Origin of the sequence: Nocardioides deserti (assembly GCF_014266025.1) — a bacterium.
In the GTDB taxonomy this organism is placed as follows: Bacteria; Actinomycetota; Actinomycetes; order Propionibacteriales; family Nocardioidaceae; genus Nocardioides; species Nocardioides deserti.
The window spans coordinates 345461-371897 of record NZ_JACMYC010000001.1; the positions used below are offsets into that span (position 1 = coordinate 345461).

The following is a 26437-nucleotide window of genomic DNA, read 5'->3' on the forward strand; positions in this document are numbered from 1 at the left end:
GGCACACGAACGGCGAGGGAGAACCCCTCGCCATGTCCAAGGTATAGCGCGTCGGGGGGCTTGCGGCAAGGCCCCCGACGGGCCCCAGAATCACCCGCCGTGACGAGGGATGCGGGGGTCTTCGACCTCGACGAACGGCTGGCGGCCAAGGCCGACCCGGCGCTGGTGACGGCCGACGAGGCGCACTTCGCGGCGATCGCGCGGAGCCTCGAGGAGAGCCTGGCCGAGCTGGCTGACCGGCTCGAGGTCGTGCGCCGCGAGGGCGGCGGGCACGGGCAGGCGGCGCTCGACCGGGACCAGGAGGTGCACCGGCTGACGGCGCGGATCCGGACGCTGAGCCGGTACGGCGTCGACCTGTGCCTGGGGCGGATGGTGCCCGCCGAGGGCGACCCCGTCTACGTCGGACGGCTCGGCCTGACCGACCGGGCGGGTCGACGGCTGCTGGTGGACTGGCGGTCGCCGGCGGCGGAGCCGTTCTTCGGCGCGACCCATGCCGACCCGCAGGGGCTGATGAGCCGACGGCGGTACCGCTGGACGCTCGGCCGCGTCACCGACTACTGGGACGAGGTGTTCACCGCCGACGGTCTCGAGGGGCACGCCGCGCTGGACGACCAGTCGGCGTTCATCGCCAGCCTGGGCAGCAGCCGCGGCGAGCGGATGCGCGACGTGCTGGCCACGATCCAGGCCGACCAGGACGCGATCATCCGAGCCCCATCACGCGGGGTGCTCGTCGTCGACGGCGGTCCCGGCACCGGCAAGACGGTCGTCGCGCTGCACCGCACGGCGTACCTCCTCCACGCCGACCCGCGGCTCGGCGGGCAGGACGGGCAGCGGCGCGGAGGAGTGCTCGTCGTCGGGCCGCACGAGCCCTACCTCTCCTACGTGGCCGACGTGCTGCCCAGCCTCGGTGAGGAGGGCGTCGTGACCTGCACGCTGCGCGACCTCGTGCCCGAGGGGGCGACGGCCGTCGAGGAGGCCGACCCCGAGGTGGCCCGGCTCAAGGCGAGCGCGGCGCTGGTCGACGCGATCGAGCCGGCGGTGGCGCTCTACGAGGAGCCGCCGACCGAGGGGATGGTCGTCGAGACGCCGTGGTCCGACGTCTGGCTCGGGGCGGACGGGTGGGCGGAGGTGTTCGCCTCGCCCGACCCCGGCACGCCGCACAACGAGGCCCGCGACCAGGTCTGGGACGAGCTCGTGGACCTGCTGGTCGACAAGCACGACCTCGACGACCACGACCTGGACGGGGGCGCGCCGGAGCCCACGGCCGACGACGTGCGCCGCTCGCTGCACCGCCACCGCGAGCTGCGCGCAGCCTTCGACCGCGCCTGGCCGCTCATCGACGCCGCGGACCTGGTCGGCGACCTGTGGACCGTGCCGGCCTACCTCCGTCGGTGCGCGCCGGACCTCACCCCCGACGAGGTGCGACTGCTGCAGCGCGCCGACCCGCAGGCCTGGACGACCGCCGACCTCCCGCTGCTCGACGCCGCCCGGCACCGCCTCGGCGACCCCGACGCGGCCCGCCGTCGGCGGCGCGAGCGCAGCGCGGCCGCCGCCCAGCGGGCGCGGATGGACGAGGTCGTCGACCACCTGGTCGCGATCGACGACTCGGAGATGCGGGTGATGTCGATGCTGCGCGTGGCCGACCTCCAGACCGCCCTGGTCGACGTCGACGGCGCAGGCAGCAGCGGCGCGGGGGCCGACCGGTTGGCGGGCCCGTTCGCGCACGTCGTCGTCGACGAGGCGCAGGAGCTCGACGACGCGCAGTGGCGGATGCTGCTGCGCCGCTGCCCGTCGCGCAGCCTCACGGTCGTCGGCGACCGGGCACAGGCGCGGCACGGGTTCGCCGGGTCCTGGGAGGATCGGCTCGCGCGGGCGGGGCTGGCCGGATCCGGGGCCGGGGCCGGGGCCGGGTCGGGGTTCGGGTCCGGGTCGGGGCAGGTGACCGTGGCGTCGCTGCGGATCAACTACCGCACGCCGGCCGAGGTGATGGCGGCCGCCGAGCCGGTGATCCGGGCCGCCCTGCCGGACGCCAACGTGCCGACGTCCGTCCGCAGCACCGGCCGCCCCGTGCGCCACGGCACCGTGGCCGAGCTCGGGTCGGTCGTCGACGCCTGGCTGGCCGAGCACGACACCGGCACCGTGTGCGTCGTGACCGCCGACGGCGAGCGGACCGACGTACCTCCCTCGCCCCGCGTCCGCCAGCTCACCCCCGTCCTGGCCAAGGGCCTGGAGTTCGACCTGGTGGTGCTGGTCGAGCCGGACCGGTACGCCGCGGCGGAGACCTCGGGCGTCGCCCCCGCCGTCGATCGGTACGTCGCCATGACCCGCGCGACCCAGGAGCTGGTGGTCCTCGACGGGCCGTGAGGGTCGGGGGCGGGGGCATCCCGACCGCGTCGGCGGGTACCACCCCAGCGGAGGGCGCCACCCGCCGACCAGCGTCCTCGGAGGTGCCCGATGTCCGCTCGCGAACCGCAGGAGACCGCGACCGTCGCCGCGACGACCGGTGCCAAGAAGGTGCACCGGTCCTGGGACCGGGTGCTCGTCAGCTCGTTCCTCGCCGGGGCGTACATCGCCTTCGGCGGGATGGTCGCGATCACCGTGTCCTCGGGGCTGGACCCGGCGACGTGGGGCACGCTGCCGACGCTGTTCACCGGCGCCGCGTTCACCCTCGGGCTGGTGCTGGTGGTGATCGCCGGCTCCGACCTCGCGACCGGCAACATGATGCTCGTGCCGCTCGGCGCCCTCGACGGCAAGCTCTCCGCCGGCGACGTGGCCCGCAACCTGACGCTCGTGCTGGTGGGCAACCTGCTCGGAGCGCTGTTCGTGGCGTTCTTCCTCGCGGTGCAGAGCGGCGTCATCGGCAGCTCCGGGGCGGACCCCGGCAGCGCCGCGGCGATGACCTTCGACCGGCTGGCCGGCATCGCGCACGGCAAGGCGACCGACCACAACGCGTGGGAGACGTTCCTGCGGGCCGTCGGCTGCAACTGGCTGGTGTGCCTCGCGGTGTGGATGTCGCTCGCGGCCACGTCGGTGGCCGGCAAGATCCTCGCGATCTTCTTCCCGATCATGGCGTTCGTGGCGATGGGCTTCGACCACGTCGTGGCCAACATGTTCTTCCTGCCGGCCGCGATCTTCGCCGGCGTCCCGGACCTGGGCTGGGGCGACGTGCTCGTCAACTGGTTGCTCGCCGGGGCCGGCAACCTGGTCGGCGCGGTCGTGTTCGTGGCGACGTCCTACTGGTACCTCTTCCTCCGCGACGACGAGCCGGCCGAGGCCGAGCCGGAGCAGGGGGCCTGAGCAGGGGCCCGAGCAGGCTGCCCACCGGCCCGGACGCACGCCGACTTCCCCCACATTGGGGATGTCGGCCGCCCCACCACGCCCTAGGTTCCGACGTCTCGGCACGGTCAAACCGACGCGGCGCAAGGTGGGGGAGATGACCCAGATCGACGACCCGGAGCAGGCCGACGATGCCCTGGCGGTGCCGTTCACCCCCGGGATGCGGGACAACCCGGCGCAGCTGTCGGAGTACGTCGAGACCATCGCCGGCGAGCCGCTGCCGCTCGCGGACGTCACTGCGACGCCGGAGCAGGAGCTCGCCGCCGAGTGGCGCAACGCGGCGTACAACTGCTTCTCCTCCGGCCACAAGTTCTGCCGCGAGGTGTGCCCGGTCACCCAGGTGACCCGGAACGAGTCGTGGACCCCGACCGCCTTCCACGCCAACGTCGTGGCGATGGAGCAGGGGCAGCTGAGCGTCGCGGACGTGGCGGCCGACTACGTCAACTGCACCCAGTGCGGCGCGTGCGAGCTGCGCTGCCCGAACACCCTCTTCACCGGCGACTTCTACCGCTTCCGGACCCGCACCGTCGACGTGGTCAAGGCGGTGCGGGCTCTCGCCGTCGACCAGGGGGTGCACCAGGAGGGCTGGCGCACCTGGAACGCCCGCACCGACCAGCTCACCCACGAGCCGGTGCTCGGCGACACGCCGGTCAGCCAGGAGCACGTCCGCGACTGGAGCGCCGGGCTCGACCTGCCCATCGGCGGGCCGACCGTGCTGTTCGTCGACTGCGAGGCGGCGTTCTACCGGACCTCGGTGCCGCGAGCGGTGGCGCAGGTGCTGCAGCTGGCTGGCGTCGAGTTCGGGCTCATGGGCGAGCAGTGGTGCTGCGGCGGCCCCGCGGCCGAGATGGGGTACGTCGAGCAGGCCCGGCGCTTCGCCCGGCACAACCTCGACAGCTGGCGCTCGACCGGCACGACGCGGGTGCTGGTGCTCGACCCGCACGACTACATCTCGTTCACCGAGGACTACCCGCGCTACTTCGGCGAGGAGTACGCCGACATCGAGGTCGTGCTGGTCGTCGAGCTGCTCGCGGAGCTGCTCCGCGAGGGCCGGTTGACCCCGTCGGTCCCGGTCGAGCGGACGATCACTTACCACGACCCCTGCCGGCTCAACAAGCGCAAGGGCATCTGGCGGGAGCCGCGGGAGGTCCTCCGCGCCATCCCGGGGCTGACCTTCCACGACGTCGACCGGGTGACCCAGTGGTCCTACTGCTCCGGCGGCGGGGGCGGGCTCCCCATCGAGAAGCCCGAGCTGACCGAGCAGATCGCCGCCGGCCGGGTCGACAAGGCCGCCGCGCTGGGGGTCGACACCCTGGTCAGCGCCTGTCCCTGGTCCGAGCGGCCGCTCGCAGGTGCGGGGGAGGCCGTCGGCATCGACGTCGTCGACATCCACGAGCTGCTGGCGCTCTCGCTCGGCATCGACGTCGGTGGCACGACGAACGGCGGTGCACCGTGACGCTCCAGGTCGAGCGCGTCGACGAGGTGGTCGCCGCGCTCCGCACCGTGCTGGCCGACGACCAGATCCTCACCTCGCGCGCCGACCGGCTGAACCGGTCCCGCGTGCCAGCGCCGTTCCCCGTGCACCGCTGGGCCGAGCGGATGCCGGACCTCGCCGTGCTGCCGACCAGCACCGAGCAGGTGGCCGGCGTCCTCCGGATCGCCAACGACCTCCGGGTGCCGGTGGTGCCCCGCGACGGCGGCACCGGCCTCACCGACGGCGCGGTGCCGCTGCGCGGGGGGATCGTCGTCGACGTCAAGCGGATGAACCAGGTCAAGGAGATCGACCTGGAGAACCGCACCGCCACCGTCGGGACCGGCATCAACATGCTCAAGCTCAACGAGCAGCTGGCCGCCCACGGCCTGATCTACCCCGACGACCCGGCGTCCTACCCCTGCTCGCTGGTGGGGGGCCGGATCGGCACCAGCGGGTGGTCGCTCATCGGGTCCCGCTACGGGCACACCCGGGACCTGGTGCTCAGCTTCGACCACGTGCTGCCCACCGGCGAGGTGCTGCACGTCGGCGACGGGATCGGCCACAAGATCAGCAAGTCCTCGAGCGGCTACCAGCTCAAGCACCTGTTCATGGGCCACCAGGGCACCCTGGGCATCGCGACCGAGGCGACCCTCAAGCTCTACCCGAAGCCCGAGGCCGAGCTGTCGCCGTTCTGGGCGTTCGACGACTACGACGCGGCGTACCGCTGCGTGGGCGCTCTCGCCCGGGCCGGCGTGGCGACCTTCGCCGGGGCGGTGCTCTTCGACGAGTGGAAGGTCGCCTATCTCCGCCGCGACGACGAGGCCTACATCCCGCAACCGCGCGACGTCCGCGCCCTGGTCTGCGCGGTGCTCTACGGCTACGAGGACGAGGTGCGGGTCGGCGGCAAGCGGCTCTTCCGCATCGCGCGCGACCACGGCGCCCGCTACCTCGGCGACGAGATCTCCGAGGGCGACTGGGCGGCCCGCCACGACCGGTACGCGACCCCGCTGCACGGCCGCACGAAGGACGGCCAGGTGGTCCCGATGAGCTGGCACTGCGAGGACGCGGCGGTGAACTACACGAGGGTGCCGGCGGTCAGCCGCGCGTGGCACGAGATCGTGGCCGACCTGCGACGCAAGACCGACGTCTTCGACGACTGGGGCATGTTCGCCTACACCTCGGCCGACACCGGCGTGGACTACCTGACCGAGATTGACGTGGGGATCTGGGAGCAGCAGCTCGACGACCGGGCGTGGGGGCTGTGGGTTCGGGCCAAGCGGGACATCGCGGCCGCGGCGCTCGCCCACGACGGCTCGATCAGCGCCTGCCACGGGTCGTGCCGGGAGGGCGAGGTGGACCTCGTGCCCTACGAGCTCGGCCGCGGCTTCGACGTGATGCTCGACGTGAAGCGGGCGGTGGACCCGAACAACATCATGAACCCGGGCAAGTACCTCCTCGACCGGGCCTACCCCGCCGAGGAGGCGCCATGAGCCCGGAGGAGCACGGCCCCGGGGAGCACGGCCCGGGGGAGCAGGGCACGCAGGACGGCGGCGGCCGGCTCGGCTACCGCTACGCCGAGCAGCACGCCCCGCCGCCACCGGTCCCCGTCACCGACGTCGCGGTCACGACCTTCGAGCACGTCCTCGAGGTCGACCCCCGGCTGATGGAGCGCTGGGTGCACCAGCAGCAGATGCCCGCCTGGGACAGCCTGCGGATCGTGCACAGCCGGCACGACCACCTCGACTGGATGCACCGCCACTTCGCGGACCGGGTGGTGGCCGGCTCCGCGCTGCTCCGAGAGGTCGAGGCCGAGGACCCGGAGGTCGGGCCGTGAGCCACCGGCTCGGGGACCGGCCACTGCCGGGCGACCGGCGCCAGCACGACGCCGACGCGGCGGCCCTGGCGTCGCTGGGCTACCGGTCGGAGTTCCGGCGCGAGATGAGCCCGGCCGCGAACTTCGCGCTGGGCTTCACCTATCTCTCCCCGGTCGTCGGGATCTACACGTTGTTCGCGGTCGGCCTCGTCAGCGGCGGGCCGGCGATGATCTGGTGGCTGGCGATCGTGGGCGTGGGGCAGCTCCTGGTCGCCCTGGTCTTCGGCGAGGTCGTCTCGCAGTTCCCGGTGGCCGGCGGCGTCTACCCCTGGGCACGCCGGCTGTGGGGCCGCCGGTGGGCGTGGATGACGGGCTGGATCTACCTCGTCGCCCTGCTGACCACGATCGCCGGCGTCGTCTACGGCTCCGGGCCCTTCCTCGCCCAACTCCTGGGCTTCAGCCCCGGGACGTCGTCGACGATCACCTGCGCGCTGATCCTGCTGGCGATCGCGCTGGCCATCAACCTGATGGGGACGCGGTGGCTGGCCACCGCGGCGGTCGTCGGGTTCACGGCCGAGCTGCTGGGCGCGCTCGCGGTGGGCTGGTGGCTGCTCCTGACCGAGCGGCACCAGTCCCTGTCGGTGCTCTTCGACACCGGGGACGTGGTCGGACACAGCGGCGGCTACCTGTCGGCGTTCCTGGCCGCGGCGCTGATCGGCATCTACCAGTACTACGGGTTCGAGGCCTGCGGTGACGTGGCCGAGGAGGTCCCTGATCCCTCGCGGCAGATCCCGAAGGCGATGCGGATGACGATCTACGTCGGCGGGGCGGCGGCGATCTTCGTGTGCCTGGCGCTGCTCCTGGCGGTCTCCGACTACGCCCGCGTCATCGACGGCACCGACGCCGACCCGGTCACGACGATCCTGCACGAGGCCTTCGGCGAGACCGGCACCAAGGTCGTCCTCGTCGTCGTGATGCTGTCCTTCCTCTCCTGCGCGCTGAGCCTGATGGCCGCCGCGAGCCGGCTGCTGTACGCCTACGCGCGCGACGACATGGTCCCGGGCGCCCGCCTGTTCCGGACGTTCCTTCCGGGTCGGCACGTCCCGCCGTACGCGATGGTTGTCGCCGCGGTCGCGCCGGCGGTGATCGTCCTGGGCTCGGTGTTCTCGACGAAGGCGCTGACCTCGATCATCTCCTTCGCCACCCTCGGCATCTACCTCGGCTTCCACATGGTCACGGCCGCCGCGCTGCGCGCCCGCCTCCTCGGGTGGGTGCCGAGCGGACCGTTCACCCTCGGGCGCTGGGGCCTGCTCGTCAACGCCGCGGCGCTGGCGTACGGCGTCCTGGCGATGGTGAACATGGCATGGCCGCGGAGCCCCGGCCTGCCGTGGTACGACAACTGGCTCGTCGCCCTCTCCGCCGCGATTGGTGTGGGCATCGGCGGGCTCTACCTCGTCCTCGCGCGTCCCCACGAGCGCAGCGACGCCGTCGCCGGGGACGCGATCCCCGCCCCGGACGACCTCGACCGTCCCTCCCCGCCCGCCGAAGGAGCCATCCGATGAGGTTCAGCTATGCGATGCTGCCGGACTACCCGCTCAGCCAGTCCCTCGCGTCGATCCAGAAGGCCGACGAGCTCGGCTTCCACGCCGTGTACGCCGCCGACGAGACCTGGCACAAGGACCTCTGGCTGCTCTTCGCGGCGGCCGCGGCGACCACGAGCCGGATCCGCCTCGGCCCGAGCGTCTCAGGCATCTGCCTGCGCGAGCCGACCCTGGTCGCGCAGGCCGCGGCCACCCTGGACGAGCTGACCGGCGGCCGCGCGGAGGTGGCCGTCTCCAGCGGCAACTTCGGCCTGCTCGCGCAGTACGGCATCGACTGGGCCGGCACCAAGCCGCTCTCGCGGGTCAAGGAGGCGGTCCACGTGATCCGCACGCTCCTCGACGACGGCGTCGTCACCTTCGACGGCGAGTTCTTCACCTACAACGGACTGTTCACCTTCGCCCGCCCGGTGCAGAAGCACCTGCCGGTGATGATGGGAGCGATGCGCGGGCCCAAGTCGTTCGAGGCGGCCGCGGAGCTCTCCGACGGCTGCCACCACGCGCTCAGCTACACCCGCGAGGCCTACGAGTACATGATCGAGCACTGCGCGATCGGCGCGAAGCGGGCCGGCAAGGACCTCGACGACCTCGACCTCGGCTCCTGGGTGGTGTTCTCGGTCGCGGAGGACTCCGCGGTCGCCAAGGACGCCGCCCGCAGCATGGTCGGTCTCTACGCGTCCTCCATGCCGCACGAGCAGCTCGAGCGCAACGGCGTGAAGCCGGAGGAGATGGCCCCCATCATCGAGGCGATCGGCGCCGGCGACATGGCCCGGGGCATCGAGCTGACCACCCCGGACATCGCCGAGCGCCTCTCGATCGCCGGCACGCCCGAGGAGGTCACCGCGCTCATCAAGGAGCAGATCGAGCCGACCGGGGTCAACCACATGATCCTCGCGATCACCGACGCCGCGTTGGTCAAGGCGCTCATGGGCCGCGAGCTGGAGGGCGTCCCGGACATCGACGCCCAGCTGCAGCTCGTCCACGACCAGGTGATGCCGGCATTCGCCTGACCCGCGCGTGGCGGGCTGGACCGACTTGTTAGCGTCGACGCCGCGTCCGCCCCGCCCGTCCGAAAGGTCAGCGTGCCTCCCTCGCAGCACCCGTCCACGCCGGTCCGGGACCACGGGAAGGAGGGGCACCAGCCGCAGCGCCGCGGCTTCCGTGACGACATCCAGGGCGTGCGCGCGCTCGCCGTGCTGGCGATCATGCTCTACCACGCGGGGCTGAGCCCCTACCCGGGCGGCTTCGTCACCCTCGACGTCTTCTTCGTCGTCTCCGGCTTCCTCATCACCCACCTCCTGCTCAAGGAGGTGGACCGCGACGGGTCGGTCTCGCTGGTGAAGTTCTACGCCCGGCGGGCGCGGCGCATCCTCCCGGCGGCCTCGGTCGTCACCGTCGCGACGCTGGTCGCCTCGGCCGTCTGGCTGGGCGTGGTGGAGGCCAGGGACGCCGCGACCGACGCGCTGTGGACCGCGTTCTTCGCGGCGAACATCCGCTTCGCCAGCGAGCAGACCGACTACTTCGCGCAGGACACCGCCGCCTCGCCGTTCCAGCACTTCTGGTCGCTGGCGGTGGAGGAGCAGTTCTACCTCGTGCTGCCGCTGCTGGTGGTCCTCGCCGCGTGGTGGGCGGCGCGCCGGGCCGGCTCGATGCGGGCGCGGGCCGCGATCGTGCTCGGCACGATGACCGCGGCGAGCCTCGCCTGGTCGGTGCACGCGTCCACGACCAGCCCGGAGACGGCGTACTTTTCGACCTTCACCCGCACCTGGGAGTTCGGCGTCGGCGCACTGCTCGCGATCATCGCGCCCTGGCTGGTGCGGCCGCTCGGCGCGCGCGACCGCAGCCTGCTCGCCGCGACCGGCCTGGCGGCGGTCGTGGTCGCCTGCTTCACCGTCACGGAGGAGACCGCGTTCCCCGGGTACGTCGCGCTGCTGCCGGTCCTCGGCACCGGCGCGATCATGGTCGCCGGAGCCGAGTGGTCCGGGCGCCCGCCGCTCGTGCAGCGGATGCTCGGCATCGCGCCGCTGCGGTGGGTCGGCGACGCGTCGTACTCCCTCTACCTCTGGCACTGGCCGGTCTTCCTCATCGCCAGCCAGCACGTCGGCCGCGACCTCAGCCTGCGCGGGACCGCCGCGGCGGTGCTGGTGACCTTCGCGCTGTCGTGGGCGACGTACCGCTTCGTCGAGACGCCGTTCCGGACGCTCTCGTGGTCGCCGGTGCGCACCCTGCGGCTCTACCCGGCCTCGGTCGGGGTGGTCCTGGCCGCGAGCCTCGTCGCGGGCTTCGTCGTCGAGCGCTCGATGGTGCACGACGACGCGCCGCCGATCACCATCGCCTCCCAGGACGAGGGTCCGACGGGGGAGAAGCTCTCCGAAGACCCGGCCGTCGCGCTCGTCCAGGTCAGCGCGCGGGCCGCGAAGGACGGCGAGCCGGTCCCCTCCGAGCTCGAGCCGGGGCTGCTCGACCTCAAGGGGGACAAGGCCGACCTGGGGGAGTGCGAGTACGGCGCCGCCCCGTGGAAGCTGTGCCGCCGCGGCGACACCGACGGGGAACGCACGCTCGTCCTGCTCGGCAACTCGCACGGCCGCCACTGGGTGCCGGCCCTCGAGAAGATCGCCGAGCGCGCCGGCTACCGCGCCTACTACCTGGTCAAGTCCGCCTGCACTCCCGCGCGCGTCGAGTCGCTGCACCCCAAGCTCGACGAGCCGTTCGACGAGTGCACCGACTTCAACCGCTGGACGCTCAACCGGATCGCGAGGCTCGAGCCCGACCTCGTCGTCGTCACCGGCTCCGCCCCGCGCGGCATCGTCGTCGACGGCGAGGTCGTCAAGGACCGCGACGAGATCCTTCCGGCGATGGGCCAGGGGTTCGCCGACGTGATCGCGGACGTCCAGCCGTACGCCGGCCGGGTCGCCGTCCTCGGCGACGCCCCCAAGCGCCAGCGCGAACCCGCCGACTGCCTCGGCCGGCGCGGCGCCACCCTTGCGGCCTGCGCCGACGAGCCGGTCGACGCCGCCCGCCAGGTCACCCTCACCGCCCGCGACGCCGCCCAGGACGCCGGCGTGGACTGGATCGACCCGCAGCGGTGGTTCTGCGCCGGCGGGCTGTGCCCCGCCGTCGTCGGCGCCACCATCACCATGCGCGACCTCGGCCACCTCACCACGGCGTACTCCGAGCAGCTCGCCGAGCCCCTCGGCCGCGCGCTCGGCGTCTGGGGCCGGGACTGAGCCGCTGCGTCGGGGTAGTAACGGTCAGGAACGTCCGTGACTATCCCGACGGAGGACAAAAACGTCCGTGACTATCCCGGCTTCCCGGCTGGGGCGTCGTAGCGGAGCCCCTCCGGGGTGACCTGCGCGCCGGCCGACGGCTCGTGGAGGGTGGTGCGCCCGTCGTGGGCGAGGTGGAGGACGGGTACGCCGTGCAGCAGCGTGAGCGCGTCGGCGACCATCCGCCGGTGGCAGCGCCACCACAGCGACTCGCTGCACATGAGGGTCGTCGTGCCGGACCGTGCGCCGCCGAGCAGGTCGTCGAGGCCGGCGCGGAACTCGTCGGTGCGCATGTGCGCGGCGTACGCCCGGAACGCCGTGACCCGCCACCAGCCGTCCACCGCCGGGTCCTGGCCCTTCGGGACGCTGCGGCGGCCGCCGAGGCGCGGCTCCCAGGCGTAGCCGATGCCGGCCTCCGGCGCCCACTGCTCCATCGCGTCGCGCGACACGTCGGGATTGCGGCGGCTGCCGGGGAAGCGGCGCACGTCGACGAGCCGGTCGACGCCGGCGCCCTCGAGGAGCATGCGGAGCTCATGGCGGTCCGCGGTGCCGTGTCCGACGGTGAGCAGCGGCGGCATGGGGAACCGGTGCCCGACCGCGGGTGGGGCACGCTTGCCCCATGGACGAGCTGCTCGGCTCCGGGGCGCTGGACGGTGCGGTCGTGGCGGGCGTGGACGGCTCGACGCAGGCCGACGAGGCGTTGCGGTGGGCCGCGGAGCAGGCCGTGCTCGAGGGGCGACGGCTGGTCGTGCTCAACGCCGCCGACGCCGGGACCGCCTTCGCTTCGGCGTGGGCCGGCGTCCCGGGAAGTGCGCCGGAGTCGTTGCTGCGGGAGCTCGAGGACCACGCCCGGGGCTTCGTCGTCCGGGCCGGGAGGTCCGTGGTCGACCTCGTGCCCGGGGTGGAGGTGCTGACCGCGGTCGGCCGCCAGGACCCCCGGCAGGCGCTGCTCACCTGCTCGCAGCACGCCGCGCTGCTGGTCGTCGGGTCGCGTGGCCGCGGACCGGTGCGGAGCCTCCTGTTGGGGTCGGTCAGCGCCGGTGTCGCCCGGCACGCGACGTGCCCGGTGGTGGTCGTCCGACCGTGGTGCGGCCTGCCGGCGCGGACGGCACGGACCGGGGTCACCCTCGCCTCCGACCCCGCCCTGCTCGGGCCGCGCACGGTCGAGCGTGCGCTGCTCCACGCCCGCGTCCGCGGCCTGCCGATCACGGTGCTGCACCGCCCGGACGACGACCCGACCGGCGTCCTGCCGACGGGCACCGACGGCGGTGTCGTGGTCCGGTTCCGCTGCACCGACCACGACCTCGTCCGGTCCCTCGAGGAGCTCAGCGGCACCAGCCACCTGGTGCTCGTCGGCGCACCCCGCACCGGCCGCGGCTCGCGGGCCGCCATGGCGGTGCTCGAGCACGCCCGCGGGCCGGTCTGCGTCGTGCCGGAGGAGTAGCGCCTCGGGCGAGCCTCCGGCGTACCGTGGCTCGACCGCACTCGGAAGGAACCGGCAGGCGAGCCACCCGCACCCGGACGCGCCCCCTGCTGGTCGCGACCGGCGGGTGCGCGGCGGGTCGGGCGTCGACGTCGTCGAGGTGCAGGGGTACTCGGACCCCGGGGACCTGCCGGTCCGCTACGACCTGGCTCGCCGGACCTTCAGCAGGGACGGCGCGACGGTGCCGTTCGCTGCCGAGAAGCTCCTGGTCCGGTCCACCGGCGCCCTGCGCGAGGACGTGCTCGTGCTCGGCACCCCGCGCCGCGACGTCGTGACCATGCGCGCCTGCGGCGGCGTCGTCCGCTGCGCCGGCGGCCCCGACGTGCTGCGCTCCGACGCCGAGCAGTGCGAGGGCACCCGCACCGTCCTGCGCGGCGGCCCGGGCGACGACCGGCTCCGCGGCGGCGTCGAAGGCGAGGTGCTGATCGGCGGCCCCGGGCAGGATCGCGCCGTCGGCTCCGACGGCATCGACCGCTGCCGCGCCGAGGTCGAGCGGGACTGTGAGCTGGACTGAGGCCGGTTCCCACGCGGCATACGCTCCGGGACATGCACCGGATCTTCACCACGAGCGTCGCGTCGGTGTACCCGCTCTACGTGACCAAGGTCGAGCGGAAGGGCCGGACCAAGGCCGAGCTGGACCGGGTGATCGAGTGGCTGACCGGCTTCGACGAGGCCGAGCTGGCGCGGCAACTGGAGGCCGGGACGACGTTCGAGGAGTTCTTCGCCGCCGCCGAGCTCAACCCGCTGGTCTCGCAGATCACCGGCTCGGTCTGCGGGGTGAAGGTGCAGGAGGTCGAGGACCCGCTGATGCGCCGCATCCGCTACCTCGACAAGCTCGTCGACGAGCTGGCCCGCGGCAAGGCGCTGGAGAAGATCCTCCGCTCCTGACCTCAGGAGACCGGCGGCGGGTCAGGGGCGACGGTGACGTCCGTGGGCTCGCCCACCTCGGTGGTGCCGGTGGGGCCGCGGAGGTAGTGGCGGCCGTGGGGGTGCGTTCGTCGAGGCGGACGTAGCGCTTGTCCAGGGCGGCGAGCTGGGCGAGCTCGCGTTCCTCGGCGTGCAGGCGCAGCATCGCCTCGTCGATGATCCGGTCCAGGCGGACCACGCCGATGGAGCCGGCGACGGGGGCGACGTGCTCGTCGACGTACGTGGTGACGTCGTCGGGGCGGCCGAGGACGGCTTGGGCGATCCGGCGGGCGCGCCAGGCGGGGACGTCGCCGGTCAGGGTGCGGGTCCAGGTCTTCGGCAGTCGGTGGCGCAGCACCAGCGCGTCGCGGATGAGCGCCTGCCCGGCTTCGGTGGACATGGCGTTCGCCGCGGCGAACGCCGCTGGTGCGTCCCAGCGCACCAGTGGGATCCCGGACAGCTCGTCACCGGTCACGTCGGCGTCGGGGTCGTCCTCGTCCCCGGAGCCGTCGAGGGCGTCGGGGGGGCGAGCCGGGCACGCCCCAGGCTTCTTGGCCGGGCAGCACCGGGTGCGCGTGCGCCCACGCGACCGCCAGGACCAGCAGCTCCACCTCGGCGGCGTCCGCGGTCCTCCTCGCCCCGCGGACCCGGTCCAGCAACGCACCGGGCGTGACGGCGTCGTCTGCCAGGTCAGCCCCGGGGCGAGCGTGGACGTAGTCATGCACCTATCCATATCCGACACGTGTGCGGGTCACGGTCTGAGTCGGCCGTTGTGCGCTTTCCCAGGCAGAAGCGGTGGAATTCCGTCACCGCTGCGGACGGACCGATGAGGATGGGTCCCGGTCGTGGTCGGACCCGCTGACCCGACCACCGAGCCCAGGAGCCACTTGTGCGCACGCTCATCGTCACCGCGTTCATGTCCCTCGACGGCGTCATGGAGGCACCGGGCGGGGAGCCCGGGTACCGCAACAGCGGTTGGACCTTCGACGGCATCGCGTTCGACGAGGCGGCGTACGCCCTCAAGGCACAGGAGCAGGACGGCGCCGGCGCGCTGCTGTTGGGCCGTCGCAGCTACGAGGCGTTCGCGCCGGTGTGGCCGACGATGACCGCGGAGTTCCCGCGCTACAACGCGATGCCGCGGTACGTCGTCTCCACGACCCTCGAGGGCGACGACCCGCGCTGGCCGGCGACCGTCCTCCGCTCCCTGGACGACGTCGCCGCGCTGAAGCAGACCGACGGCGCGCCGCTGATCGTGCACGGCAGCGCCACCCTCGGCCACGCGCTGGCCGACGCCGGTCTGGTCGACCGCTACCACCTGCTCGTCTTCCCGGTCCTCCTCGGCGCCGGCAAGCGGCTCTTCAGCGACGCGGACCGGGACAAGACCCTGCTCGACGTCGTGGACACCGAGTCCTACGCCAACGGCATCGTCAAGGTCGTCGCCGACGTGCGCCGCTGAGCCGGCGCCCTGAGGCGCGTCGGTCGGGCGCCGACCCAGGTCAGCACCCGCGTAACCCTTCAGGGCCGCTCGGGCGTTGAGGAGGGTGAGAGGCACTTCAGGACCGACGGGACAGGACGTGACCGGATGGCCACCTTCGAGGAGTTCGTGGCGGCGCGCAGCCCCGCGCTGCTGCGGGCGGCGTGGTTGCTGACCGGCGACCGCCACGACGCCGAGGAGCTCGTGCAGTCGGCCCTGGCGCGGACCTGCGCGAAGTTCGACCGCATCGACCGTGGGGAGGGCGGGTCGTTCGAGGCGTACGTGCGACGCGCCATGCACAACGAGTACGTCTCCTGGCACCGCCGGCTCGCCCGGCAGGTCGTCCTCGCAGCGCTCGAGGAGCTCTCGCCACGCCAGCGCGAGGTCGTCGTGCTGCGGTTCTACGAGGACCTGCCGCTCGCCGAGGCCGCGGCGGTCATGGGCTGCTCGCTCGGAGCGGTCAAGTCCCACCAGGCGCGGGCGCTCGCGGCCCTGCGCGAGCACCCTTCCCTGCGTGACGTCCTCTGCGAGGAGCGCCGATGAGCAACCACGACCGCGACACCAGCCACGAGACCGCGCACGAGACCGTCCTGCGCCGGTCCCTCACCGAGGCCGTCCCGCCCGGGTTCGGACCCCTGGACGCCACGACGATCCGGGGCCGGGCGTCCCGCGAGCGCCGCCGTCGCCGCGCCGCGTGGGCCGGCACCGCGGTCCTGGCGGTCGCTGCGGTCGGTCTGGCCGCCCCGGTCGTCACCGATGGGTGGGACTCGGGCCCCCATGAGCAGGAGCCGGCGGCGCCCGGCCTCGACCAGGTCACCGTGCCCTCGCTCGACGGCCTGCCGCTCGGGGAGGCCACGAAGGTCGCGACCCGGCTCGGGCTCCGCCTGGACGCCGGCGAGGTGACCGTCGAGAGCATGGGTCACGTCGTGCTGGACCAGGCGCCCGCCGGCGACACGGCCGTCGCCCGCGGAACGACCGTGACCGTCGAGGTCGGGCTCGCGGGCGGGGCGGCCGAGGCCGGTCTGACCGTGCGGAACCGTGCCGGCGCACCGGTCTACATCGAGGACGACGAGGGCATGACCGTCGTCGAGCCGGGGAAGGTGATGGCCTACATCGAGCGCGATGCCTGCGACCTCGGACCGCTCCGGGCGATTGTCGTCGACGGCTTCACCACCATCGCGGTGCACAAGGCCGACTGCATCGGCGAGACGTGGGTGGTGCGTCCTCAGGGCCCCGGTGTCGTCCTGCCGCCGGGTGCCGCCTCGTCCGGACGGTAGGTCGTCGGGGACACGCCGCGGTGCAGCCCCCGGCTGGGACGTCGGGTCGGCATGATCGGACCGTGGCTGTCGACGTCGTGGCGTACCGGGACGAGTGGCCGCAGCAGTTCGCCGCGGTGGCGGAGGTGCTGACCCGAGCCCTGGCCGGGGTGGCCTCGGCCGAGGTCGAGCACGTCGGGTCGACAGCCGTGCCGGGACTCGCGGCCAAGCCGGTGATCGACGTCGACGTGGTCGTCGAGCCCGGCGACGTACCGGCTGCGATCGCCGCGCTCGCGAGCATCGGCTACGTGCACCGCGGCGACCTGGGGGTCGTCGGCCGGGAGGCGTTCACCGCGCCGGACGACGAGCCGCGGCGCCACGTCTACGTCTGCGAGGCCGGCACGCCTTCGGTGCGCAACCACCTCGCGGTGCGGGACGTGCTGCGGGAGCGCCCGGACCTGCGCGACGAGTACGCCGCGGTCAAGGCGAGCCTCGCGACCGACCCGTCGATGACGATCGACCGCTACCTCGCCGGCAAGTCCGAGGTGCTCCAGAAGGTGCTTGCGGCGTCGTCGCTGCTCACCGCGGAGGAGCGGCGTGCGATCGACCGCCTCAACCGCGGGCTCGACCCGACGTCGGGCCCCGTTGCGGACGCATCGGCGGGTCCCTCCTAGCCGCCCGCGCGCTTGGCCAGGGCCACCGCGGCCAGCTGGGAGGACACCTGGAGCTTGGCCAGGATCGACTTGACCTGCGTGCGGACGGTCCCCTCGGCGACGACCTCGCGCCTGCTGATCTCGCCGACGGTCAGTCCCTCGCACAGGAGGGCCAGGACGGTGCGCTCACGGTGGGTGAGCAGGCGCAGACGGGCGCGCCCGCCGTGCAGGGAGTGCTCATGGGTTGCGGCGAGGGCGACCAGCTCGTCGCGCGTGCTCCGGTCGATGGCCGGGAGCCCGCGGCTCAGCAGTGCGAGCGCGTCCAGCACCCTGGCCAGCGGCTCGTCCATGCCGATCACCGCACCGGCGCCGTGTCGTAGGCAACGGCCCCAGCGGGCCCGGGCGCGGGTCCCGGTCAGGACGACCACGTCGGTCCCTTCGGCCGCCAGCCCCGACACCAGCCGAACCGCCTCGTCGAGCTCCGCGTCGAGGTCGACGACCAGGAGCGCGGTGCGAGCGCGGGCCTGCAGGACGAACGACGGCGAGGGCAGCGGGTCGGCCGGGGACGGGAACAGGACGCTGCGGACCTCGTAGCCCTCCTGGGCGAGCACCACCTCGAGGCAGTGGACGAGCAGTACGTGCCGGCCGAGCACGACCGTGCGGACGTGCCCGAGGCGCCGCCGGACCAGCTCGTCCTCGCCGACACGCGGGACGTACGAGACCGGCGGTGATCGATGTCGCAGGGGCAGGGCTCGGTCGGGGGTCCGTGTCATGTGGGGTCTCCACGATCGGTACGACGCGCACGGAGTCGGCCGCGGGGGAACGGACGACCCTTCCCCGGGCCCGTGACGCGAGCGCTCGGAACGGCGTGGGTGGGCCGCCCGGTGGCCCGCGCCCTCGGCCTGGGGAAGGACGCGTGTGGCAGGGACCGTCAGGTCTACCCCGGCCCGGGCGCGCGATCAATCGTCCTTTCGGGCAGGCGCGACCGAGGTGGGCAGCGGCCGGGCCGGGGTCGTGTGCCCGACGACGCGCATCGTCACGTCCAGGGACACACGACCGCCGGCAGCGGTGTTCCCATCCCGCGGGCAGCCCGCCGGCAGCTCGCGGGCGCCGACGGGCCGGTACGTCGGGTCAGCGAATCCGGATGGTGCGGGTCTTGCCCGTGCCACCGACCTTCTTGACGGTCACCTTGAAGACGTCGGCGCCCTTGGTGTCGCGGCGGCGCTTGTCGATGTCGACGTCGCCGTCGGAGTCGGCGCGGTGGACCTTCTTGTGGAACCGCTTGCCGTCGTGGCGCAGCACGATCTTCCACTTGCTGCCCGGGCGGGCGTCGTCGATGTCCACGTCGATCTCGAAGCGGCCGTCGTCCTTCTCGACCTGGAAGTCGACGTCGGCGCCCGCCACGCGGAACTCGCGCTCCTTCTCCGGGCCGTCGGCGTGGGCGGGGGCCGCGAGCGCGAGGGGCGCGGCGATCAGGGAGGCCGCGGCGAGGGCAGCGGTGGCCGTGCGAGCGTGCGTCATGAGGTGACTCCGTTTCGGTGGGGGAGTTTCCGTGCTGTCCGAGACGTCCGGCCCGAACGGTCCCCACTCTGCGCGGCGCCCATGAGTACCGGGTGAGACCTTCATGAGGCGGTCTCTCATGTTCGCTGCTGTGGCACCGTCCGCTCGCGCAACCACGTCGTCGTGCCTGCCGCCAGGCCCCGCAGCTTCGGTGTCTCGTGCAGAGGTACGACGACGAGCGCGGCGTGGTCGGGCAGCGACCACTTGAGCGCGTGGTAGACCGCTGAGAGGTGCTCGGTGCTGTCGATGAGCAGCAGGCCGGGCGCGACCGGGCGGGCCTCGGTCCACGGGCCGTCGAGGTCCTCCGGCGGCTCGGCCGTCCAGGCGAGGTAGGCGGGCATGGGGGCATCCTGCCGGGTGGCGAGGTGGGGTGGGCCCGCTCAACCGGCGGATCGGCGGCGGGCCTCGACGGTGGCGGCGGCCTCGAGGAAGCGGGGGACGAACACCTCGGCCCGGAGCACGCAGCCGGCGTGGCCGGCGGTGATCTCGTGGACGGTGGCGCCCGGGATGCGGCGGGCCAGGGCGAGCTGGCGGGAGGCGGGGATGACGCGGTCGCCCAGGGTCACGACGACCGCGGTCGGCACGTCGATCCGGCCGAGCCAGGGCTGGGAGTGGTGGTTGCCGAGCGCGCTGAGCGCCTGCCCGACCGCCCACGGGCTGGTGCTGCGCAGCTCGCGCAGCGCCCAGTCGTGGACGTCGGTGGGGCGCAGGCCGGTCGCCCCGCGCGCGGCGCGGACGGCTGTGCGGGAGCGCGAGATGCCGCGGGCGGCGAGCATCGTGGCGCCCATGCCGGCGAAGAAGCCCTGCTCGACCGGGTTGTTGCGGAACCGGTCGCTCGTCGCGGCGAGCACCAGTCCGGCGACGCGGTCGGGGTGCTGGCGCCAGACACGCTGGGCGACCACCCCGCCCATCGAGTAGCCCCCGACGAGCACCTCGTCGAGCCCCAGCACGTCGCACAACGCGGCCACGTCGTCGGCGCAGTCGCGCAGCGAGAAGTCCTCGCTGCGGATGCCCTGGCCGTGCCAGCGCTGGTCGAGGGTGATGACGCGGAAGCGCCGGGCGAGGACCTCGACCGCCGGGTACCACGTCAGCAACCCCGTGCATCCCAGCGCGTGCAGCAGCACCAGCGGCGTCGAGGACGCGGACGGACCCGGGGTGTCGGTGACGTACGTCGTGCCGCGCCCGGGCAGCTCGACGGTGCGGCCTGCGGGGATCCGCGCCCACGGCATGTAGACCCGGCGAAGCGCGCTGCGAGGAGTCGGCAGAGCCAGTGGGATCACCTCCTCGCGCGACCGTCGACCTGTGCTAGAACACGTTACAGTTTCGCAGCGGGGAACCCCGAGTCGTGAGGAGACACGCGTGGGCACGGACGGCTACACCGAGGTGGACGCGGAGCGCGCCGAGTCGCTCGACGCGGTCCGGTCGGTCATCACCGAGGCGCTGGAGCGCGGCGGCGGCGGCTGGCGCGAGGACTGGGCGGCGCTCGCCGCCAACGGCCTCACGGCCCTGCCCGTCCCCGCCGAGCACGGGGGAGAGGGTCTCGGGCTCGCCGCGGTCGCGGTGCTCCTGCGCGAGACCGGCACCCGCGCCCGCCACCTCCCGGTCTGGGAGACGCTGTGCTGCGGCGCGCTCGTCCTCGCCGCCCACGGCAGCGACGAGCAGCGCGCGGCGCTCCTGCCGGGCGTCGCCTCCGGCGAGCTGCTGCTGACGCCCGCGATCCGCGAGGTCGGCCGGGGGCTCACCGCCTCCTCGGCGACGCGGCCCACCACGACGTACGACGGCAGCACGGTGTCCGGGCGCAAGATCGGCGTGACGTACGCCGACGCCGCGGCCCGCCTGCTCGTCACGGCCACCGGGTCCGACGGCGAGCCGGTGCTGGTGCTCGTCGACCCTGACGGCCCGGGTGTCGAGCGGCTCGAGTCGCCGTCCTCGGCCCGGATCCCCGAGCACACCGTCGTCCTCGACGGCGCCCCGGCCGAGCTGGTCGGCCAGGCGGACGCTGCCCGGTCGCTGCTCGAGCACGCGGTCACCGGCCTGGTGCTGACCGCCGCGGGCGTGGTGGCCGGCGCCCGCGACCTGACCGCGGACTACGTCAAGGGGCGCACGCAGTTCGGCCGCTCCCTCGCGCAGTTCCAAGCGGTCGCGATGCAGGTCGCCGACGTCTACATCACCTCCCGGCTGGCCGACCTCGCCGCGGCCAACGCTGCCTGGCGGGTCGAGCAGGGCCTGCACGTGACCGACGACCTCGCCGTCGCGGCGTACTGGACCTGCGCCGAGGCGCCCCGCGCCATGCGCAACTGCCATCACCTCCACGGTGGCATGGGCGTCGACGAGACCTACCCGATGCACCACTACTACTCGTGGGTGATGGACGTCGTCCACGCCCTCGACGCCCGCCCCGAGCACGTGCACGTCGAGGACCCGACCACCAAGAACCTCGAGCTCAGCGCCGAGCAGCGCGCGCTCAAGGCCGAGCTGCGGACCTACTTCACCGGCCTGGCCGACCACGACGCGCACCTCGACATGGGCAGGGACCGCCACGGCCCGACCTACCAGCGCGTCGTGCGGCAGATGGGCACCGACGGCTGGATGGGCGTCGGCTGGCCGAAGGAGTACGGCGGCCACGGGCTGGGCGAGATCGAGCAGACCGTCTTCGCCAACGAGGCGCAGCGTGCCGACGTGCACCTGCCGGCCGTGACGCTGCAGACCGTCGGTCCGACGCTGATCCGCTACGGCACGCAGAAGCAGAAGGACCTCTTCCTCAAGCGGATCCTCGAGGGCGACGTGCACTTCGCGATCGGCTACTCCGAGCCCGACGCCGGCACCGACCTCGCCTCGCTGCGCACCACCGCCCGCCGCGACGGTGATCACTACGTCGTCAACGGGCAGAAGCTGTGGACCACCGGCGGGCACCAGGCCGACTACGTCTGGCTCGCGGTCCGCACCGACCCCGACGCGCCCAAGCACAAGGGCATCTCGATCCTCATCGTCGACACGACCGACCCCGGCTACTCCTTCACGCCGATCATCACCGCCGACGGCAGCCACCACGTGAACGCGACGTACTACAACGACGTGCGCGTGCCGGTCGACATGCTCGTCGGTGAGGAGAACCAGGGCTGGAAGCTGATCACCACCCAGCTCAACCACGAGCGGGTCATGCTCGGCCCGGCCGGCCGCATCGAGGGGCTGCGGGACCGCGTCCTGGACTGGGCGACCAAGGCCGGCGTCGCGGAGCTGCCCGACGTCGTCGACGTGATGGGCCGGACCACCGCGGTCTTCCGCGTCAACGAGCTGCTCAACTGGGAGGTCGCCCGCGCCGCGGCCACCGGTGAGATCTCGGTCGGCGACGCGTCCTCCTCGAAGGTCTTCGCCGCCGACCAGGTCCAGCACCTGCTGGACGACCTGACGCGGGTCGTGCACCGGTACGGCGACCCGGGGGAGGCCGAGACGCGGCACCTGGTGGAGTACCTCGACGCGCAGGCCAAGCGGAACCTCGTCCTCACCTTCGGTGGTGGCGTGCAGGAGGTGCAGCGCGAGCTGATCGCGATGTTCGGCCTCGGGCTGCCGCGGGTGCCTCGATGAGCGCCGCCGCCGCCGACACCGGCGCGCACGAGCGGATCATGGCCGAGGCCGAGCGGATCGAGGCGCTCGGCGAGGCGGCCGAGCGCGAGGCGCGCGACCCGGTCAACCAGCCGACGATCAACAACTGGCTCGAGGCGATGGGCAACACCAACCCGCGCTGGCAGGCCGGGGAGGCGCCGCCGTCGATGGCGCAGGTGTGGACGATGTACGGCCTGGGCGGGAAGCCACCGGCCGACGACCCCCTGCACGGGATGATGAAGGTGCTCACCGACGAGGGCTACACCGCGGTCCTCGGGACGAACTGCGAGCAGGAGTACCGCCGTACGCTGCGCGTCGGCGAGCAGGTGCGCGTCACCACCGCACTCGACTCCGTCGTCGGCCCGAAGCGGACCGGCATGGGCGAGGGCTACTTCGTCACCTCGCGCAACACCTGGTACGTCGACGGGCCGGACGGCGCCGCCGAGGTGGTCGCGACCATGCTCTTCCGCGTCCTGAAGTTCATCCCGAAGGGGGCGGCCTCGTGAGCGCCGGAGGTGCCGCGGCCATCCGGCCGATGGTCGGCCGCGACAGCGCGTTCTTCTGGGAGGGCACCGCCGCCGGCGAGCTGCGCATCCAGAAGTGCAACGGCTGCGGGTCGCTGCGGTTCCCGCCGGGCCCGTCCTGCCCGGCGTGCCACTCGTTCGACCAGACGTACGTCGTCGCGGCCGGCACCGGCACGGTCTTCTCCTACGTCGTGCACCGGCACCCGCCCGTGCCCGGCAAGGAACTGCCGATCGTCATCGCGCTCATCGACCTCGACGAGGGTGTCCGGATGGTCGGCGAGGTCGCCGACGTGGCCGCCGACGAGATCGAGATCGGCATGCGGCTGCGTGTCGGCTTCTCCCGCATCGACGACGACCTGACCCTCCCGACCTGGCGGAAGGCCTGAGATGACAACGTCCACCCTGCCCCTCACCGTCGGTGACACCATCCCGGCCTGGGAAGTGCCGATCACGCCCACCCTCGTGGTGAGCACGGCGATCTCCACCCGCGACTTCCAGGACGTCCACCACGACCGCGACATCGCGCAGGCGGCCGGGTCGAAGGACATCTTCGTCAACATCCTGACCTCGACGGCGCTCGTCGAGCGGTACGTCACCGACTGGGCCCACCAGCGGACGGGCCACTGGGACACCGAGGTCCGCGGCATCGCGATCCGCCTCGGCGCGCCGGCGTACCCTTACGACACCCTCACCTTCACCGGCTCCGTCGAGTCGGTCGAGGACGGCGTCGCCACGCTCGAGGTCACCGGGGCGGTCTCGCTCGGCGACCACGTCATCGGCACCGTGAAGGTGGCCGTCTGATGGCGGGCCTCTCGCGCGAGGCCGCGATCGTCGGCATCGGCGCCACCGAGTTCTCCAAGGAGTCCGGCCGCTCGGAGCTCCAGCTGTCCGTCGAGGCGGTGCTCGCCGCGCTGGCCGACTGCGGGCTCACCCCCGCCGACGTCGACGGCCTGACGACCTTCACCATGGACACCTCCTCGGAGATCGCGGTCGCCCGCGAGCTCGGGGTGCCGGAGCTGCGGTTCTTCTCCCGGATCAACTACGGCGGCGGCGCCGCCTGCGCGACCGTCCAGCAGGCCGCCATGGCCGTCGCGACCGGCGTCGCCGACGTCGTGGTCTGCTACCGCGGCTTCAACGAGCGCTCCGGCAGCCGCTTCGGCCAGGTCTCGGTGGCCGCGGCCACCCAGGTCAACACCAACGGCCTCGACAACGCCTGGACCTACCCGATGGGTCTCGGCACGCCGGCCGCGACCGTCGCCATGCAGGCGCGGCGCTACATGCACGAGTACGGCGCCACCTCCGAGGACTTCGGCCGCGTCGCGGTCGCCGACCGCCGGCACGCCGTCACCAACCCCAACGCCTTCTTCTTCGAGCGGCCGATCACCCTCGAGGACCACCAGGCCTCGCGGATGATCGCCGACCCGCTGCACCTGCTCGACTGCTGCCAGGAGTCCGACGGCGCGGTCGCGCTCGTGGTCGTCTCGGCCGAGCGGGCCAAGGACCTGCCGCAGAGACCTGCGTACGTTGCCGCGGCGGCGCAGGGCAGCGGCAAGGACCAGTTCGTGATGACGTCGTACTACCGCGACGACATCGGCATCCCCGAGATGGGCGTCGTCGGCCGCGAGCTGTGGCGGCAGTCCGGCCTGCGGCCCGACGACATGCCGGTCGCGATCCTCTACGACCACTTCACGCCCTACGTCCTCATGCAGCTGGAGGAGCTCGGCTTCTGCGGCCGCGGCGAGGCGCCCGGGTTCGTCGCGGACGGCGCTATCGAGATCGGCGGCAGGCTGCCGGTCAACACCCACGGCGGCCAGCTCGGCGAGGCCTACATCCACGGGATGAACGGCATCGCCGAGGGCGTCCGCCAGCTCCGCGGCACCTCGGTCAACCCGGTCGACGGCGCCGAGCACGTGCTCGTCACCGCCGGCACCGGCGTGCCGACCAGCGGCCTGGTGCTCTCGGTCTGAGACTGGGGGCATGTCCTCGCTGCTGCCCGTGCTGACCCTCCTGCTGGTCGCGCTCGTCGTCGCAGGGGCGGTCGCCGTGTACGCGGCCAGGCTGCGGACGCGGGCACGTCGCCGCGCGACCGGGGCAGACGCGGACCGTCGGACCCGCGAGCTGGTGCTCGCTGCGACGCCGCTCGTCGCGCGGGACCACGAGGTGGTGACCGCGCGGGTGAGGCTCACCGTGCGCCAAGACCCCGAGGGCATCGTCGGCTGGCGCGAGCACGACGTGCGGCCCCTGGAGGTGCTCGTCGTCGCCACGCTCCGGGCGATGGCCGAGGAGCTGCCGGCCGCAGAGCTGCTGGCGGGCCACCACGCGGTGACCGATCGCCTGCAGCGGGTCGTGCGGCTCGCGCCCCTCGGGCACGACGCCCGGGTGGTCGTGCGGCTGGAGCGTGGCATGCCGGCGACCGTCGAGCTCGGCGACCAGCGGACGGCGGTGCGGGTGGTCGAGGACTGAAGGTTCTTCGGCATCCGCGGAATGTACCCCCCAGGGGTATACGTTACGTCGGCATGGACCACTCCACCCACCAGCACCACGCCCACCCGACGGCGAGCCGGTCGATGGCCGTCAGCGCCACGCTCCACTGCCTCAGCGGTTGCGCCATCGGTGAGATCGCCGGCCTCATGATCGGCACGGCCATCGGCCTGTCGAACGGCTGGACCATCGCGCTGGCGGTCGGCCTGGCGTTCCTCTTCGGCTACGCGCTCTCGACGCTCCCGCTCGTCCGCACCGGCCTCGGCGTGGGGGCCGCCCTCGGCGTCGTGCTCGCCGCCGACACGCTCTCGATCGCGACCATGGAGGTCGTGGACAACGCCGTCATGGCCCTCATCCCCGGAGCGATGGGCGCCGGCCTGGTCGACGTCACGTTCTGGGTCGCCATGCCGATCGCGCTGGCGGTCGCGTTCGCCGCGGCCTACCCGGTCAACCGGCATCTGCTCGCGCGCGGCAAGGGCCACGCCCTCACGCACGCCTTCCACGACGCCCCGGCCGAGCCCACCGGCTACCGACGGTTCATCCCGGCGATCGCGACCTCGACGTTGGTCGCCGCCATCGCGGCCTTCCTGCTCGGCGGGTTGGTCGTCGCGGCCGCTGACACGCTGGGCGCCGACCGCGGCGGCCACGCCGCGCCCACGCTCGTGACGCCGGCCGGCCCGTCGCTCAGTGGACGAGCTTGAGCCCGATGACGCAGCCGACCAGCCCGGCGATCAGGAGCACGCGGGCGACGCTGACCGGCTCGGCGCCGGTGGCCATGCCGAAGGCGACCGTGAGCGACGCACCGATGCCCACCCACACGGCGTACGCCGTGCCGACGGGGAGGGTGCGCATCGCGTAGGCGAGGCCGGCCATGCTCGCCGTGAGCGCGACCGCGAAGACGACCGACGGCGTCAGCCGGGAGAAGCCGTCCGAACGGCCGAGGGCGACCGCCCACACCGCCTCGAGACCTCCGGACAGGACCAGCACGAACCACGCCACGACGACTCCTC

28 protein-coding genes are annotated in these 26437 nt (G+C 73.3%); 22 read left to right on the forward strand and 6 right to left on the reverse strand.

Annotation, left to right across the window (positions count from 1 at the left end; all coding sequences use genetic code 11):
• Positions 1-99: 99 nt before the first annotated feature.
• The 8 genes from helR (at position 100) to H7344_RS01695 (ending at position 11448) form a co-directional block, all read left to right on the forward strand.
• Positions 100-2364: an RNA polymerase recycling motor ATPase HelR gene (gene helR / locus H7344_RS01660; protein ID WP_186344269.1), complete on the forward strand. Its 2265-nt coding sequence runs from the start codon at positions 100-102 to the stop codon at positions 2362-2364.
• 90 nt (positions 2365-2454) lie between these two features.
• The gene (locus H7344_RS01665) at positions 2455-3297 is read left to right on the forward strand and encodes a formate/nitrite transporter family protein (protein ID WP_186344270.1); all 843 of its coding nucleotides are present in this window, start codon (positions 2455-2457) and stop codon (positions 3295-3297) included.
• A gap of 136 nt (positions 3298-3433) precedes the next feature.
• Positions 3434-4792, forward strand: coding sequence for a (Fe-S)-binding protein (locus tag H7344_RS01670; protein WP_222130080.1), 1359 nt, complete (start codon positions 3434-3436; stop codon positions 4790-4792).
• On the forward strand, positions 4789-6300 hold the full coding sequence (locus H7344_RS01675; protein ID WP_186344271.1) for an FAD-binding oxidoreductase: 1512 nt from the start codon (positions 4789-4791) through the stop codon (positions 6298-6300). The genes H7344_RS01670 and H7344_RS01675 overlap by 4 nt, the downstream gene beginning before the upstream one ends.
• Entirely contained in the window at positions 6297-6644 is a 348-nt protein-coding gene (locus tag H7344_RS01680; protein WP_186344272.1) for a hypothetical protein, read from the forward strand. Before H7344_RS01675 ends, H7344_RS01680 begins: the two co-directional genes overlap by 4 nt.
• Positions 6641-8185 (forward strand): APC family permease, encoded by a 1545-nt coding sequence (locus H7344_RS01685; RefSeq protein WP_229706803.1) that lies wholly within the window; start codon positions 6641-6643, stop codon positions 8183-8185. Before H7344_RS01680 ends, H7344_RS01685 begins: the two co-directional genes overlap by 4 nt.
• Complete coding sequence (locus tag H7344_RS01690; RefSeq protein ID WP_186344273.1) at positions 8182-9231, forward strand: LLM class flavin-dependent oxidoreductase; 1050 nt, start codon at positions 8182-8184, stop codon at positions 9229-9231. Before H7344_RS01685 ends, H7344_RS01690 begins: the two co-directional genes overlap by 4 nt.
• A 72-nt stretch (positions 9232-9303) precedes the next feature.
• A complete protein-coding gene (locus H7344_RS01695) occupies positions 9304-11448 on the forward strand; it encodes an acyltransferase family protein (protein WP_186344274.1) in 2145 nt (714 codons plus the stop codon).
• Positions 11449-11519: 71 nt separating this feature from the next.
• On the opposite strand, the gene H7344_RS01700 is transcribed toward H7344_RS01695, so the two are convergent.
• The gene (locus H7344_RS01700; protein ID WP_229706802.1) at positions 11520-12011 is read right to left on the reverse strand and encodes a DUF488 domain-containing protein; all 492 of its coding nucleotides are present in this window, start codon (positions 12009-12011) and stop codon (positions 11520-11522) included.
• Positions 12012-12106: 95 nt separating this feature from the next.
• On the opposite strand from H7344_RS01700, the gene H7344_RS01705 reads away from it, so the two are divergent.
• The 7 genes from H7344_RS01705 (at position 12107) to H7344_RS01735 (ending at position 17280) form a co-directional block, all read left to right on the forward strand.
• On the forward strand, positions 12107-12931 hold the full coding sequence (locus tag H7344_RS01705; RefSeq protein WP_186344276.1) for a universal stress protein: 825 nt from the start codon (positions 12107-12109) through the stop codon (positions 12929-12931).
• Between the two features lie 106 nt (positions 12932-13037).
• Positions 13038-13484 carry a hypothetical protein gene (locus H7344_RS01710; RefSeq protein ID WP_186344277.1) on the forward strand — a complete coding sequence of 149 codons (447 nt, stop codon included), beginning with the start codon at positions 13038-13040 and terminating at the stop codon, positions 13482-13484.
• 32 nt (positions 13485-13516) lie between these two features.
• Positions 13517-13858 carry a DUF2200 domain-containing protein gene (locus tag H7344_RS01715; protein WP_186344278.1) on the forward strand — a complete coding sequence of 114 codons (342 nt, stop codon included), beginning with the start codon at positions 13517-13519 and terminating at the stop codon, positions 13856-13858.
• Between the two features lie 907 nt (positions 13859-14765).
• Complete coding sequence (locus H7344_RS01720; protein WP_186344279.1) at positions 14766-15332, forward strand: dihydrofolate reductase family protein; 567 nt, start codon at positions 14766-14768, stop codon at positions 15330-15332.
• Between the two features lie 126 nt (positions 15333-15458).
• Positions 15459-15893 (forward strand): SigE family RNA polymerase sigma factor, encoded by a 435-nt coding sequence (locus H7344_RS01725; RefSeq protein WP_186344280.1) that lies wholly within the window; start codon positions 15459-15461, stop codon positions 15891-15893.
• Complete coding sequence (locus H7344_RS01730; RefSeq protein WP_186344281.1) at positions 15890-16627, forward strand: PASTA domain-containing protein; 738 nt, start codon at positions 15890-15892, stop codon at positions 16625-16627. The genes H7344_RS01725 and H7344_RS01730 overlap by 4 nt, the downstream gene beginning before the upstream one ends.
• 62 nt (positions 16628-16689) lie before the next feature.
• The gene (locus tag H7344_RS01735; RefSeq protein WP_186344282.1) at positions 16690-17280 is read left to right on the forward strand and encodes a GrpB family protein; all 591 of its coding nucleotides are present in this window, start codon (positions 16690-16692) and stop codon (positions 17278-17280) included.
• Here H7344_RS01735 and H7344_RS01740 read toward each other — a convergent pair.
• The 4 genes from H7344_RS01740 to H7344_RS01755 all read right to left on the reverse strand — a co-directional run bounded on the left by H7344_RS01740 (position 17277) and on the right by H7344_RS01755 (position 20099).
• A complete protein-coding gene (locus H7344_RS01740; RefSeq protein WP_186344283.1) occupies positions 17277-18032 on the reverse strand; it encodes a LuxR C-terminal-related transcriptional regulator in 756 nt (251 codons plus the stop codon). The genes H7344_RS01735 and H7344_RS01740 overlap by 4 nt on opposite strands.
• Before the next feature lie 358 nt (positions 18033-18390).
• Positions 18391-18780: a hypothetical protein gene (locus H7344_RS01745; protein ID WP_186344284.1), complete on the reverse strand. Its 390-nt coding sequence runs from the start codon at positions 18778-18780 to the stop codon at positions 18391-18393.
• Positions 18781-18896: 116 nt separating this feature from the next.
• Positions 18897-19160, reverse strand: a complete 264-nt coding sequence (locus tag H7344_RS01750; RefSeq protein WP_186344285.1) for a hypothetical protein — start codon at positions 19158-19160, stop codon at positions 18897-18899.
• A gap of 39 nt (positions 19161-19199) precedes the next feature.
• Entirely contained in the window at positions 19200-20099 is a 900-nt protein-coding gene (locus H7344_RS01755) for an alpha/beta fold hydrolase (RefSeq protein ID WP_229706800.1), read from the reverse strand.
• A gap of 79 nt (positions 20100-20178) precedes the next feature.
• Here H7344_RS01755 and H7344_RS01760 point away from each other — a divergent pair, with 79 nt between their 5' ends.
• From H7344_RS01760 to H7344_RS01790, 7 genes are read left to right on the forward strand one after another with little or no spacing between them, the layout of a single operon-like run.
• Complete coding sequence (locus tag H7344_RS01760; RefSeq protein ID WP_229706799.1) at positions 20179-22404, forward strand: acyl-CoA dehydrogenase; 2226 nt, start codon at positions 20179-20181, stop codon at positions 22402-22404.
• The gene (locus H7344_RS01765; protein WP_186344286.1) at positions 22401-22928 is read left to right on the forward strand and encodes an FAS1-like dehydratase domain-containing protein; all 528 of its coding nucleotides are present in this window, start codon (positions 22401-22403) and stop codon (positions 22926-22928) included. The genes H7344_RS01760 and H7344_RS01765 overlap by 4 nt, the downstream gene beginning before the upstream one ends.
• Positions 22925-23332, forward strand: a complete 408-nt coding sequence (locus H7344_RS01770; RefSeq protein ID WP_229706798.1) for a Zn-ribbon domain-containing OB-fold protein — start codon at positions 22925-22927, stop codon at positions 23330-23332. Before H7344_RS01765 ends, H7344_RS01770 begins: the two co-directional genes overlap by 4 nt.
• Before the next feature lies 1 nt (position 23333).
• Positions 23334-23747: a MaoC/PaaZ C-terminal domain-containing protein gene (locus tag H7344_RS01775; protein ID WP_186344287.1), complete on the forward strand. Its 414-nt coding sequence runs from the start codon at positions 23334-23336 to the stop codon at positions 23745-23747.
• On the forward strand, positions 23747-24913 hold the full coding sequence (locus H7344_RS01780; RefSeq protein WP_186344288.1) for a lipid-transfer protein: 1167 nt from the start codon (positions 23747-23749) through the stop codon (positions 24911-24913). The genes H7344_RS01775 and H7344_RS01780 overlap by 1 nt, the downstream gene beginning before the upstream one ends.
• A gap of 10 nt (positions 24914-24923) precedes the next feature.
• The gene (locus H7344_RS01785; RefSeq protein ID WP_186344289.1) at positions 24924-25409 is read left to right on the forward strand and encodes a hypothetical protein; all 486 of its coding nucleotides are present in this window, start codon (positions 24924-24926) and stop codon (positions 25407-25409) included.
• 53 nt (positions 25410-25462) lie between these two features.
• Positions 25463-26128 carry a DUF4396 domain-containing protein gene (locus H7344_RS01790; RefSeq protein WP_229706797.1) on the forward strand — a complete coding sequence of 222 codons (666 nt, stop codon included), beginning with the start codon at positions 25463-25465 and terminating at the stop codon, positions 26126-26128.
• Here H7344_RS01790 and H7344_RS01795 read toward each other — a convergent pair.
• Positions 26112-26426: a DMT family transporter gene (locus H7344_RS01795; RefSeq protein WP_186344290.1), complete on the reverse strand. Its 315-nt coding sequence runs from the start codon at positions 26424-26426 to the stop codon at positions 26112-26114. The two genes, H7344_RS01790 and H7344_RS01795, sit on opposite strands and share 17 nt — an antisense overlap.
• Between the last annotated feature and the right edge of the window lie 11 nt (positions 26427-26437).

Coding starts and splice junctions, on each gene's coding strand:
- H7344_RS01745 (WP_186344284.1), bottom strand. CDS start 18,780: ATGACGCACGCTCGCACGGCCACCGCTGCCCTCGCCGCGGCCTCCCTG.
- H7344_RS01725 (WP_186344280.1), top strand. CDS start 15,459: ATGGCCACCTTCGAGGAGTTCGTGGCGGCGCGCAGCCCCGCGCTGCTG.
- H7344_RS01780 (WP_186344288.1), top strand. CDS start 23,747: ATGGCGGGCCTCTCGCGCGAGGCCGCGATCGTCGGCATCGGCGCCACC.
- H7344_RS01680 (WP_186344272.1), top strand. CDS start 6,297: ATGAGCCCGGAGGAGCACGGCCCCGGGGAGCACGGCCCGGGGGAGCAG.
- H7344_RS01765 (WP_186344286.1), top strand. CDS start 22,401: ATGAGCGCCGCCGCCGCCGACACCGGCGCGCACGAGCGGATCATGGCC.
- H7344_RS01740 (WP_186344283.1), bottom strand. CDS start 18,032: ATGACACGGACCCCCGACCGAGCCCTGCCCCTGCGACATCGATCACCG.
- H7344_RS01705 (WP_186344276.1), top strand. CDS start 12,107: ATGGACGAGCTGCTCGGCTCCGGGGCGCTGGACGGTGCGGTCGTGGCG.
- H7344_RS01690 (WP_186344273.1), top strand. CDS start 8,182: ATGAGGTTCAGCTATGCGATGCTGCCGGACTACCCGCTCAGCCAGTCC.
- H7344_RS01790 (WP_229706797.1), top strand. CDS start 25,463: ATGGACCACTCCACCCACCAGCACCACGCCCACCCGACGGCGAGCCGG.
- H7344_RS01715 (WP_186344278.1), top strand. CDS start 13,517: ATGCACCGGATCTTCACCACGAGCGTCGCGTCGGTGTACCCGCTCTAC.
- H7344_RS01750 (WP_186344285.1), bottom strand. CDS start 19,160: ATGCCCGCCTACCTCGCCTGGACGGCCGAGCCGCCGGAGGACCTCGAC.
- H7344_RS01700 (WP_229706802.1), bottom strand. CDS start 12,011: ATGCTCCTCGAGGGCGCCGGCGTCGACCGGCTCGTCGACGTGCGCCGC.
- H7344_RS01730 (WP_186344281.1), top strand. CDS start 15,890: ATGAGCAACCACGACCGCGACACCAGCCACGAGACCGCGCACGAGACC.
- H7344_RS01775 (WP_186344287.1), top strand. CDS start 23,334: ATGACAACGTCCACCCTGCCCCTCACCGTCGGTGACACCATCCCGGCC.
- H7344_RS01665 (WP_186344270.1), top strand. CDS start 2,455: ATGTCCGCTCGCGAACCGCAGGAGACCGCGACCGTCGCCGCGACGACC.
- H7344_RS01670 (WP_222130080.1), top strand. CDS start 3,434: ATGACCCAGATCGACGACCCGGAGCAGGCCGACGATGCCCTGGCGGTG.
- H7344_RS01785 (WP_186344289.1), top strand. CDS start 24,924: ATGTCCTCGCTGCTGCCCGTGCTGACCCTCCTGCTGGTCGCGCTCGTC.